Genomic DNA, 12,167 nt, shown 5'->3' on the forward strand with positions numbered 1-12,167 from the left:
TCGGAACCAGGTCCTGAGCCGGGGAGGCTCAGGTTTTTCACCTCGTCACCACCACACTCAAGGAAAACGTTTAAATGACGACCGCAAACGATATCTTGAAGCAGATCAAGGATAACGACATCAAGTTCGTGGACCTGCGCTTTACCGACCCCAAGGGCAAGCTGCAGCATGTCACCATGGATGTTGTCTGCGTAGACGAAGACATGTTCGCCGATGGCGTCATGTTCGACGGCTCCTCGATCGCCGGCTGGAAGGCCATCAACGAATCCGACATGGTGCTGATGCCCGATCCGGCAACCGCCCATACCGATCCGTTCTTCGCCCAGTCGACCCTCGTCATCCTTTGCGACATTCTCGACCCGGTTTCCGGCGAAGCCTATAACCGCGACCCGCGCGGCACCGCCAAGAAGGCCGAAGCCTACCTCAAGGCCTCCGGTATCGGCGACACCATCTTCGTTGGCCCCGAGCCGGAATTCTTCGTCTTCGACGACGTGAAATACAAGGCAGACCCTTACAACACCGGCTTCAAGCTGGATTCATCGGAACTGCCGTCCAACGACGACACGGATTACGAAACCGGCAACCTTGGCCACCGTCCGCGCGTCAAGGGCGGTTACTTCCCGGTTCCGCCGATCGACAGCCTGCAGGACATGCGTTCCGAAATGCTGACGGTTCTCGCTGAAATGGGCGTCGTCGTCGAAAAGCACCACCACGAAGTCGCCTCCGCGCAGCACGAACTGGGCGTGAAGTTCGACACCATGGTATCCAGCGCTGACAAGATGCAGATCTACAAGTACGTCGTGCATCAGGTCGCCAATGCCTATGGCAAGACGGCAACCTTCATGCCGAAGCCGATCTTCGGCGACAACGGCTCGGGCATGCACGTGCACCAGTCGATCTGGAAGGGCGGCAAGCCGACCTTTGCTGGCGACGAATATGCCGGCCTGTCTGAAAACTGCCTGTACTACATCGGCGGCATCATCAAGCATGCCAAGGCCATCAACGCCTTTACCAACCCCACCACCAACTCCTACAAGCGTCTGGTGCCGGGTTATGAAGCTCCGGTTCTGCTGGCCTATTCCGCCCGCAACCGCTCCGCATCGTGCCGCATTCCCTTCGGCTCCAACCCGAAGGCAAAGCGCGTCGAAGTCCGCTTCCCGGACCCGACCCAGAACCCCTATCTCGGTTTTGCAGCCATGCTGATGGCCGGCCTCGACGGCATCAAGAACAAGATCCATCCCGGCAAGCCGATGGACAAGGACCTTTACGACCTTCCTGCCAAGGAACTGAAAAAGATCCCGACCGTCTGCGGCTCGCTGCGCGAAGCGCTGGAAAGCCTCGACAAGGATCGCAAGTTCCTGACCGCCGGCGGCGTGTTCGACGACGACCAGATCGACTCGTTCATCGAGCTGAAGATGCAGGAAGTCATGCGCTTCGAAATGACCCCGCATCCGGTCGAATTCGACATGTACTACTCTGCCTGACCGGCATTTGGGACGCCTTTAGAGGCGTCCCTTCCCGCTCGGCGGTTTTCCCCTGGAAAGCCGCCGTTTTCTTTTGATGCCCAGCCATGTCGCGAACAATGTCGATCAAGCCAGCCTCTCAGCAAACGCGCCTCACGGACTGGCTCATCTTTCTGGCGGTACCGTTCTTTTTCTCCAGCAACATCATTTTCGGCCGCGGCGTCATCGGAGAGGTCTCGCCCTTCATTGCCGCCTTCATTCGCTGGATCGGATCGAGCCTCATCATCGCTCCGTTCATGATCGCCGACTGGCGGAACTGCCTCGCCTTCGTGCGCCAGAAAACGCTGCTCTGGCTCGTTCTTGGCATTCTCGGCATGGGCGTCTGCGGTGGCGTGGTCTATTGGGGCCTCACAATGACGACGGCTGCCAACGGTACGTTGATCTATACGACTTCGTCGCTATTCATCATCCTGTTCCAGCGCATCTTTCAGGGCCGCCCGATCCGCAGGCTCGAAGTGGCGGGCATGATCATCGCTTTTGCGGGCGTGGCGGCAATCGTGCTCAAGGGCGATATGTCCGCTCTCTGGCAGATGAAATTCAACATTGGCGATTTTGCCATTCTGACGGCAGCGATTGCGTTTGCGGTCTATTCGCTGCTATTGCGCGATCCCGCGGCGCGGCAGATGGCCTCGTTCAGCCTTTTTGGCCTCATCGCCTTCTCCGGCGCGCTGGTCCTGCTCCCGCCGGCAGCGGTGGAACTGGCGCATGGTGGCTTGCTGCCGGCCACGACCATCGCCTGGGCCAAGATCGGCGGCATCATCCTGTTCGCCTCACTGCTTGCCTTTTATTGCTTCACCCATACGGTCCGCGTTTTCGGCCCCGCCACGGCAGGCATCACGCTTTACATGATGCCGCCCGTCTCGATTGTCATGGCCACGCTTTTCCTTGGTGAAACGTTTGAAACATATCACGCCATCGGCATCGTGCTGGTTACCGGCGGCGTCGTCATCGCCACCGCACCGATCGGCCGCAGGGTCGCTTAAGAGCATCACGGGAAAAAGGGCCGACTACCGCTAGCCCTTGATATTTCCCATTCCGCACCCAACTATTAGTGGGAAAGGAAGTTCATACCATGAAACAAAGAGACGCAAAATTTACGCTTGGCGAGATCGTCCGCCACAAGGTGTTTCCGTTCCGCGGTGTGGTGATTGACGTGGATCCGGAATATGCCAATACGGAAGAGTGGTGGAACGCCATCCCCGCCGATATTCGCCCGGAGCGCGACCAGCCCTTCTACCATCTTCTGGCGGAAAACGATGAGACGGAATATGTCGCTTACGTTTCCGAACAGAACCTCGTCCACGATGAAAACGAGGCGCCGCTCCGCAACCGCAATATCGAGCGGATGTTCGACAAGGCGCCCAACGGCGAGTGGCGGCCGAAGATGTCGCTGGCGCATTAGCGCACGCCCGATTTGACAACAATCATAAGGGCGCTGTGCGCTTTGACTGAAAATATGTCGGATCAAAACCGCGCATAAAAAAACCGGCCTGAAAACAGACCGGTTTTTTCGTGTTCTCGTAAAGAGATCAGGGCTTCGGCGCGCCCTTTGCGGCGTCCTGAGCAGCTTCCAGCTTCTTGCGAGCCTCTTCGGCCTTTTTCTGCATGCCTTCCTGAAGGCTGCGCTGGCTTTCTGCGAGCTGCGACTGGGTGATAGCCGCGCCGTCATAAGCGCCGGTAAAGCCGGTAAGCGCGATCTTGATGGGGTTCGGCGCGCGGCGGAAGTTGATCGAGGTGAAGACGATCTCGTTGCCCTTCTTCAGCGACGCGATCATGGCGTCCGTCAGCGGAACTTCAGCCGTGCACTTGTCGGGAAGGCAAACAGCGTAATCGAGCTTCTGACCCTTGCCACCGTCGATCTGCATCATCACACCCGGGGGAATGAGACGCGCGGTCGGAACGGAAACCTGGAGCAGCTTGCGGTTGACCTTGCCCTCGACAGTGATGAGGCCGACGGCAGTGATCATCTGGCCGTTCTGGGCAAGAACCACGTTCTGCACGACGCAGACATCGTTGTCTTCCTGCTTGGAGCAGGTCTTGAACCAGCCAAGCGGCGGAGCGCCAGCGCCCTGATTGGCGGGAGCATCCTGTGCCTGCGAGATGGCCGGAGCGGAAACCGCGCCCAGGGAAAGAACGAGAGCGGACAGAGCTGTCCGGGTGAATGTGTTTGCCTTTTGCATCATAAGAGTTCCGTCTCCTGAATGTCTGCCAGAACAGAACCGCGGGTCCTGCTCGCCGATGGCGGTATCCTTCTGCCCGTTCAACTGTCGTTTAAATGAGGCAAATGCGTGACCCGTCTCTTCCGGCCACCCTGTTACATGCCGTTCGCGGCGATATCCAGCACTTCTTTAACTTTTTCTTGAGGCAACCCAAGATTTCCCGCCCTCGCATGGGTCCAGCCATGGGCTTGTGCTACATATTCGCCAGAATCATAACAAAAAACCAATCATGACGATAATCGACCACGACGACAAAACGGACCGACAGTTGAGACAGGATAGTGACATGCGCAAGCTTGCGGCCCTCATCCCCGCATTGTTTCTTTGGGGAACGGCCCTGCTTTCTCCGGAAATTGCCGTGGCGCAGCCGCTTCACGGCATTTCCATGCACGGCACGCCGGCACTTCCCGCCGACTTCCGGCACTTCCCTTATGTCAATCCGGACGTGAAAAAAGGTGGTCGCATATCCTACGGTGTCGTCGGCACCTTCGACAGCCTCAACCCCTTTGTTCTCAAGGGAATGCGCACCACGGCGCGCGGCGTCTGGGACCCTGAATTCGGCAATCTCCTTTACGAGCCGCTGATGCAGCGCTCGAGCGACGAGCCTTTCAGCCTTTACGGCCTGCTTGCGGAAACCGTGGAGTGGGACGAGGAACGCACCTTCACCCAGTTCAACATCAATCCCAAGGCCAAGTGGTCGGATGGCGAGCCGGTGACGCCTGACGATGTTATCTTCACATTCAATCTCCTGAAGGAAAAAGGCCGTCCGCCGTTCAACAGCCGCCTCGACGGCGTGGCGAAGCTGGAAAAGATCGGCGAACACGGCGTCCGCTTCACCTTTAACGACAGGGCGAACCGCGAAACGCCGCTCATTCTGGCCTCTTCCACCCCGATTTTGCCGAAACACGCGATCGATCCGGAAAAATTCGAGCAGGCGGGCCTTGGCGCTGTTGTCGGGTCGGGTCCATACCGAATCAAGACATTGCGGCCGGGTGAACGAATCATCTGGGAGCGAAACCCGGACTATTGGGGCAAGGATATCCCGAGCAAGGTCGGCTTCGAGAATTACGACGAGATCAGCATCACCTATTTCCTTCAGGTCACCACCATGTTCGAGGCCTTCAAGAAAGGCGATATCGACATCTATCCCGAAGGCGACGCCATCAACGGCACCTCCGATACGTCCCATTGGGGCCAGGCCTACAACTTCCCCGCCGTTCATCGCGGCGATATCGTCAAGGATGTGTTCCAGCCACGTCTGCCATCGGGCATGTTCGGCCTTGTCTTCAATACCCGCCGCGCGGTCTTTGCAGACGAAAAGGTGCGCGAGGGCCTGTCCTATGCACTCGATTTCGAGTGGATGAACAAGAACATTCTCGGCGGCGCCTTCAAGCGTACGCAAAGCTACTGGCAGAACTCCGCGCTCGGTGCCTATGGCAATGCCGCAGATGAGCGCGAACTTGCGCTGCTTGGCGATGCGGCCAAGAGCATGCCGCCGGAACTTCTGGCGGGAACCTACGCCATGCCCACCACCGACGGGACCGGCGCGGACCGCAAGGTCCTGAAGCTCGCCGTCGATAAGCTGAAAGAGGCCGGATACAGCATCAAGAACGGCAAGATGTCCGACGCCAATGGCCGCCAGCTCGCATTCGAAATCATGACGCAGAACCCGGCGCAGGAACGCATAGCGCTTGCCTATCAGCGTTCGCTGAACCTGATCGGCGTCGCCATGGGCATCCGCTCCGTTGACGATGGCCAATATCAGGCACGCTCCAACAGCTTCGATTACGACATGATCATCCGGTCCCTGCCCTCATCGCTCTCGCCGGGCGCCGAGCAGCTCAACCGCTGGAGTTCATTGTCGCGGGATGCGCAGGGCAGCTTCAACTATGCGGGTGCGGCCAGCCCCGACATCGACCGCATGATCGAGGCCCTGTTGCAGGCCCGATCCACGGAGGATTTTCAGGCGGCAGTGCGTGGTTATGATCGTCTTCTCGTCGCCGGCCACTATGTCATTCCGCTCTACTACATCGGCGCGCAATGGATAGCCCGCTGGAAATATATCGACCGCCCGGATATGACCCCGATATCAGGCAATCAGAAACAGACCTGGTGGGATGCGCGGGCGCAATAACCCGCCCCTGCCCGGTCCAAGACAACGGAAGATAAAGCCATGGAACGCATCGTTATCGACGTCGTATCGGATATGGTCTGCCCCTGGTGCTATCTGGGCAAGGCAAGGCTCGATCTTGCCATTGCCGAGGTGCAGGACGAAATCAGCGTCGACGTGAACTGGCGACCTTACCGGCTCAACCCGGATTACCCGCCTGAAGGCGTTGACCAGAAGGCCGCGCTTGAGGAAAAGCTCGGCAAGGAGCGTCTCGAGCAGGCCCATGCCTCGCTGGTTGAACTCGGCAAACAGGTAGGAATCCACTACGATTTCGATGCAATCAAGATTGGCCCGAACACGCTCGACGCACATCGCCTGTCGCTCTGGGCCCATGCTGAAGGCCGTGACGTTCAGGAGAGGATCGTCACCGCTTTGTTCAAGGCGAATTTCGAGGAAGGCCGCAATATCGGCGATCACGCCGTGCTGACCGATATCGCCGAAAAGGCGGGCATGGAAGCCAAGGTGGTAACACGACTTCTGGCGTCGGATGCGGACAAGGACACGGTGATTGCCGAAATTGACGCGGCGCAGCAAATGGGTGTTTCCGGCGTACCGTTCTTTATCGTTGACCAGAAATACGCCATCAGCGGTGCACAAACGCCTGATGTATTGATTGCTGCACTGCGGGATATTGCAAAAATCAAGGCGGACGAGCATAAGTCGATGAACTGACGGTCGAACACCGGCAGCTTGCCGTAATCGATAAACTGTTGGTGTTTTCCCGTGTCCGACCAGACCCTGAAAGGCATTCTGCTTGCCTTTGCCGCCTTCGCTGCCTACGCGTGGAGCGACGCGAGCGTTAAACTCATAGAAGGCCAGATTTCGCCGATCGAATCGGCCTTCTTCGGCGCCCTGTTCGGCCTCATCGCCCTGCCCTTCATCCGCAAGCGCAATGATCGCTGGGTGGATGTGGTGAAGACGACCAACCGGCCTTTATGGATCATCCGATTTTTTGCCGCCGGTACGGGTGCCGTCGGCAGCGTCACCGCTTTCACCCATCTTTCCATGGCCGAAGCCTTTGCGCTGATCTTCCTGCTTCCCTCGTTCGTCACCATCATGTCGGTGGTGTTTTTGAAGGAACAGGTGGGCATTCGCCGCTGGTCTGCGGTCATCATCGGTTTCCTCGGGGTGCTGGTCATCCTGCGGCCGGGTTTCCGTGAACTCGGCATCGGCCATATCGGCGCCATCATCGGCGGCTTCAGCGGCGCGCTCAGCATCGTCATCTTCCGCGCCATGGGTCCGTCGGAAAAGAACGTCTCGCTGTATGGGGCCGGCGTCCTGGGCTGTCTTACCATCAGCGGCATCGCCATGGTGCCGACCTTCATCATGCCGGGCGGCGAACAATGGTTGCTACTGGCGGGATACGGCCTACTCGGCGCGCTTGGCAACGTGCTTGTCATGTATGCTGCCCAATATGCGCCCGCCGCCATGATCGGCCCAACGCAATACAGCCAGATGCTCTGGGCCATCCTGTTCGGTTACCTGATCTTCGGCGACCGCATTGATGGCTGGATGTTGATGGGCATCGCCCTGATCGTGGGCTCCGGCTTGCTGACGCTGATCCGCGAGAAGCAGCGAAAAGTGCCGCTTCCCGCCTCCATCGCCGCGACCGACCAGAATGTGGCTGTCGGGATCACGCCGGAAGACGAGCGCTAAAGTCGAAAATGCATGAGAACCAGCGACGCATGTTTGCGTCGCTGGCATGGCATTCGATCAATCACAAACCCTGACCCGATACATGTCGCCCCAGGCGTTCTGTCGCCAGGCCACGTGGCAGCGAGGATAAACCGGCTGGTAAACAACAGGCGGTCCATAAGCTGGCGCGGCGTAGACGGGTGGACCGTAGGCCGGTGCATAATAACCGGGGCCATAAGCGTAACCGGGATGCCTTGCCCCGGCGATGAGCGCTCCGCCAATGATCGTTCCTGCGATCCCGGCGGCAAGGCCGCGGCCGAAATTATTGCGCGCTTCCGCCTGACTGGTGGTGGCAATTGTGGTGCCCGCAATTGTCAAAGCAACCAGACCAGCGGTGGCAAACCTGTTGATGTTGGTCCACATCGTCCTGCTCCTTCAAGACCCGGCGGCTTTACGATCCGCCGCACCGGGTATGAAGGAAAGATTACGCCCGCGAAGACTACCGATACATGTCCGTCTCGTTACATCGCGGTAATTTTCGCTGAAGGCAGTGAGTGTAGTTTTCGAGGGATTGGCTAACGGAAATGAGCCGAAGATGGGTGTGGTTTACCCCTCTCTGCCCTGCCGGGCATCTCCCCCAAAGGTGGGGAGATCGATATGCGGCAAGGTTTTGCCTATGTCAACGTTAGAGAATGAAGTGGTGACAGCGCGTCTTGCCGATCTCCCTCCTTGTGGGGGAGATGCCCGGCACGGCAGAGGGGGTAAGCCGCACCCACCTCCCCCGCCAAAGGCTTAAATCTACGACCGAGCCAGTTCCGCCAATTGCGTCATGACCATCGCCGCACCCGCCAGCCTCTTTTCCGGCGTCGGCAGATCGCGGTTCAGGAACAGGCTGTGGTCCGGGCGGATTTTCGCCATCGAGCCCTGCTTGCCAATGTAACCGACAAGCGCTGCCGGATTTGGGAATTCCTTGTTGCGGAACTGCACAACCACGCCTTTCGGCCCGGCATCCACCTTCTCGACATTGGCCGTGCGGCAGAGCGACTTGATGTAGACGATCTTGAGGAGATGCTGCACTTCCTTCGGCAGCGGGCCGAAACGGTCGATCATTTCTGCGCCGAAGCCGTCGATCTCGCCTATATCCGCAAGCTCGCCGAGACGGCGGTAGAGACCCATACGCAGATGCAGATCCGGCACGTAGTCTTCCGGGATCATCACCGAGGTGCCGACCGAGATTTGCGGCGACCAGCCGCTATCCTGTACCTGCTCGTCACCCTTCACTTCTGCGACAGCTTCTTCCAGCATCTGCTGGTAAAGCTCGAAGCCGACTTCCTTGATGTGGCCGGACTGTTCTTCGCCAAGCAGATTGCCCGCGCCGCGAATATCGAGATCGTGGCTGGCAAGCTGGAAACCGGCGCCGAGTGTGTCGAGCGATTGCAGCACTTTCAGCCGCCGCTCCGCCATCGTCGTCAACACCTTGTTGACCGGCAGGGTGAACAGCGCAAAGGCGCGGACCTTGGAACGACCGACACGGCCACGCAGCTGGTAAAGCTGGGCGAGACCGAACATGTCGGCACGATGCACGATCAGCGTATTGGCGGTCGGCACGTCGAGGCCGGATTCGACGATGGTGGTCGAAAGCAGCACATCGTATTTGCCGTCATAGAAGGCGTTCATGATGTCTTCGAGTTCACCCGCCGCCATCTGGCCGTGCGCCACCGCCACTTTCAGTTCCGGCACATCCGACTGCAGGAATGCATGGATATCGGCGAGATCGGCAAGGCGGGGGCAGACATAGAAGCTCTGGCCACCGCGATAATGCTCGCGCATCAACGTTTCACGGATTACCAGCGGATCGAAGGGCGAAATGAAGGTGCGAACCGCCATGCGGTCCACTGGCGGCGTGGTGATGAGCGACAGCTCGCGCACGCCGGTCATGGCCAGTTGCAAGGTGCGCGGAATTGGTGTTGCCGATAGCGTCAGCACATGCACGTCGCTTTTCAGCTCCTTCAGCCGCTCCTTGTGCTTCACACCGAAATGCTGCTCCTCATCGATAATCAGCAGGCCGAGATTGGCGAAGCTTATGCCCGCACCGAGCAGCGCATGGGTGCCGACGACAATGTCGGTCTTTCCATCAGCCACTTCCTTCTTGGTGAGCGCAAGCTCCTTCGAACCCACAAGGCGCGAGGCCTGCTGCACCCGGATCGGCAGACCGCGAAACCGTTCGGAAAAGGTACGGAAATGCTGTCGCGCCAGAAGCGTGGTCGGCACCACCACCGCCACCTGAACGCCATTCATGGCGGCAAGGAAAGCGGCGCGCAAGGCCACTTCGGTCTTGCCGAAACCGACATCGCCGCAGATCAGGCGATCCATCGGCCGCCCGGCACCGAGATCGTCGCGAACAGCGTCGATGGCGTTCAGCTGGTCCTCGGTCTCGTCATAGGGGAAACGGGCGGCAAACTCGTCGTAAAGCCCGTCCGGTGCGATAAGCGCCGGCGCGTGGCGCACCAGACGCGCGGCTGCAATGCGGATAAGCTCGTCGGCCATATCGAGCAGGCGCTTCTTGAGCTTGGCCTTGCGCATCTGCCATGCGCCGCCACCGAGCTTGTCGAGCGTGGCTTCCGCGGCATCAGAACCATAACGCGAGAGAAGATCGATGTTTTCGACCGGTAGGAACAGCTTGGCGTCGTCGGCATAATGCAGTTCCAGACAGGCGCGCGGCGCGCCCGCTGCCTCGATGGTCTGCAAACCGACGAAGCGACCGATGCCGTGTTCGGCGTGAACCACGAGCGAGCCTTCATCCAGCCCCGCCACTTCCGCGATGAAATCCGCGCCGCGCTTGCGGCGCTTGGAACGGCGCACCATGCGGTCGCCAAGAATATCCTGCTCGCCGATGATAGCGAGCGTTCCGGTCTCAAACCCGGCTTCGAGGCTCAGCACCGCCGAAGCCGCCTCACCCTTGCCGAGTTTCTCCACCTCTTTCAGCGATGTCACCGGCTTGATCTTTTCAAGCCCGTGTTCGTTCAAGACCTGCAACAGCCGGTCGAGCGAACCTTCCGACCAGCCGGTGATCAAAACCTTCCAGCCCTTGGCCCGGCGCTCGGCAATGTGCTTTACCGCCAGATCGAAAACATTGACCCGCTCTTCGCTGTCGCCTTCCGTCGGTGGACGTGCCCAGCGCGGACCAACATGGGCATCAAGCGTCGCGACCGGGCGACCTTCGCTATCGTGTTCGTTGAAGGGCGTCAGCCGCACCGCATTGACGCTCGCAAGCGCCGCCTCGAAGCTCTTGCCGTCGAGATAGATTTGCCCAGGCGATACCGGCTTGTAAGGCGCGCCCTGCGTCGAGCCCTTGGTCTCGCCCGAAGCCCGCCGCGCCTCGTAATAATCGAGGACCAGCTTGGAGCGTTCCTTCGCCGCCTCTCGCGCCGTATGGTCGGTGACGATACGGAAACCGCTGAGATAATCGAAGGCGGTTTCCAGCTCTTCGTAAAACAGCGGCAGCCAGTGCTCCATACCGGCATAACGGCGACCTTCGGAGACGGCCTGATAAAGCGCATCGTCGCGCGTCGCCGCACCGAATAGCGACAGGTAATTCTTTCGGAACCGGCCGATCGTATCCGGCGTCAGCGTCACTTCACTCATCGGATTGAGATCAAGCGAGCGCGCCTGTGCGATGGTGCGCTGGCTGGCCGGATCGAAGGTGCGGATGCTTTCCAGCGTATCGCCGAAGAAATCGAGCCGCACCGGCTCTTCGGTGCCCGGCACGAAGACATCGAGAATGCCGCCGCGCACGGCGAATTCACCCACTTCACGCACCGTCGCCACCCGGTCGAAACCGTTGCGCTCCAGCCGCGCGGCGATGTCCTCCATGCGGATCTGGTTGCCGGGCTTGGCCGAAAAGCCCAGGCTCTCGATAACGTCGCGCGGCGCCATCTTCTGCAGCATGGCGTTGACGGTGACGAGAACGATGGCCGGATGCGGTTTCTTGGCGTGATTGATGAGGCCGGCAAGTGCCGCGAGCCGGCGCGCCGAGGTGTCCGCACTCGGTGACACGCGGTCATAAGGCAGACAATCCCAGGCCGGCAGCGTCAACACCGGAATATCCGGCGCGACAAAACCAAGAATCTGTTCGAGATCGGCGACCCGCTGGCCGTCCGACATCACGTAAGCCACCGATGTTCCCGCCCGCGCCATATCGGCGAGCAGCAGGGCTTCCATGCCGGAGGGCACGTTTCCGATGGTCAGCGGCGTATCGGCCGACGCCACCAGCTTTGCATCGAATCCGGCTATCATGTTTCAGGCCTTCAGGGTTTCGGCTGTGACGAGATCGAAATCGGGACGGTAAGAGGCGATCTTCTCGAACAACGGGGTCTGGAATTTTTCCGGCACCGGCAGGGCACCCGTCACCATCTTGACGAGGTCGTTATCCTCTTCCGCCATGATGATTTCCAGCTCGTCGAGCTGATCGTCGGAAAGCCCGGCAATATTGTCTTCCGCAAATTGCCCGAGCACCAGATCCATCTCGCGAATGCCCCGGTGCCAGCAGCGGTAAAGTATCCGCCTGCGCCTCGGATCGAGGTCGGCGCTCGTGCGCACCAGTCCAGTCATCGCATTCAC

At 59.5% G+C, this 12,167-nt stretch carries 10 protein-coding genes; 6 read left to right on the forward strand and 4 right to left on the reverse strand.

The annotated features are described in order from the left end of the window. Positions 1–74 precede the first annotated feature (74 nt). From glnA to hspQ, 3 genes are all read left to right on the forward strand, one after another. The gene (glnA, locus tag G6L97_RS07010; protein ID WP_003515722.1) at positions 75–1,484 is read left to right on the forward strand and encodes a type I glutamate--ammonia ligase; all 1,410 of its coding nucleotides are present in this window, start codon (positions 75–77) and stop codon (positions 1,482–1,484) included. Between the two features lie 98 nt (positions 1,485–1,582). Next, positions 1,583–2,506 (forward strand): DMT family transporter, encoded by a 924-nt coding sequence (locus G6L97_RS07015; RefSeq protein ID WP_111782487.1) that lies wholly within the window; start codon positions 1,583–1,585, stop codon positions 2,504–2,506. 89 nt (positions 2,507–2,595) lie between these two features. After that, positions 2,596–2,925, forward strand: a complete 330-nt coding sequence (gene hspQ, locus G6L97_RS07020) for a heat shock protein HspQ (protein ID WP_003515726.1) — start codon at positions 2,596–2,598, stop codon at positions 2,923–2,925. 127 nt (positions 2,926–3,052) lie between these two features. On the opposite strand, the gene G6L97_RS07025 is transcribed toward hspQ, so the two are convergent. Then, entirely contained in the window at positions 3,053–3,706 is a 654-nt protein-coding gene (locus tag G6L97_RS07025) for an invasion associated locus B family protein (protein ID WP_013636323.1), read from the reverse strand. 322 nt (positions 3,707–4,028) lie between these two features. Here G6L97_RS07025 and G6L97_RS07030 point away from each other — a divergent pair, with 322 nt between their 5' ends. From G6L97_RS07030 to G6L97_RS07040, 3 genes are read left to right on the forward strand one after another with little or no spacing between them, the layout of a single operon-like run. After that, entirely contained in the window at positions 4,029–5,876 is a 1,848-nt protein-coding gene (locus tag G6L97_RS07030) for an extracellular solute-binding protein (RefSeq protein WP_111782450.1), read from the forward strand. Positions 5,877–5,915: 39 nt separating this feature from the next. Continuing rightward, positions 5,916–6,584 carry a DsbA family oxidoreductase gene (locus G6L97_RS07035; RefSeq protein WP_111782449.1) on the forward strand — a complete coding sequence of 223 codons (669 nt, stop codon included), beginning with the start codon at positions 5,916–5,918 and terminating at the stop codon, positions 6,582–6,584. Positions 6,585–6,635: 51 nt separating this feature from the next. Continuing rightward, positions 6,636–7,568: a DMT family transporter gene (locus G6L97_RS07040; RefSeq protein ID WP_003515734.1), complete on the forward strand. Its 933-nt coding sequence runs from the start codon at positions 6,636–6,638 to the stop codon at positions 7,566–7,568. 57 nt (positions 7,569–7,625) lie between these two features. On the opposite strand, the gene G6L97_RS07045 is transcribed toward G6L97_RS07040, so the two are convergent. From G6L97_RS07045 to G6L97_RS07055, 3 genes are all read right to left on the reverse strand, one after another. After that, positions 7,626–7,970, reverse strand: coding sequence for a hypothetical protein (locus tag G6L97_RS07045; RefSeq protein WP_111782448.1), 345 nt, complete (start codon positions 7,968–7,970; stop codon positions 7,626–7,628). 375 nt (positions 7,971–8,345) lie between these two features. Further along, positions 8,346–11,843: a transcription-repair coupling factor gene (mfd, locus tag G6L97_RS07050; protein ID WP_111782446.1), complete on the reverse strand. Its 3,498-nt coding sequence runs from the start codon at positions 11,841–11,843 to the stop codon at positions 8,346–8,348. 3 nt (positions 11,844–11,846) lie between these two features. Continuing rightward, entirely contained in the window at positions 11,847–12,158 is a 312-nt protein-coding gene (locus tag G6L97_RS07055) for an FAD assembly factor SdhE (RefSeq protein WP_003515739.1), read from the reverse strand. Between the last annotated feature and the right edge of the window lie 9 nt (positions 12,159–12,167).

The organism is Agrobacterium tumefaciens (assembly GCF_013318015.2).
Classification (GTDB): domain Bacteria; phylum Pseudomonadota; class Alphaproteobacteria; order Rhizobiales; family Rhizobiaceae; genus Agrobacterium; species Agrobacterium tumefaciens.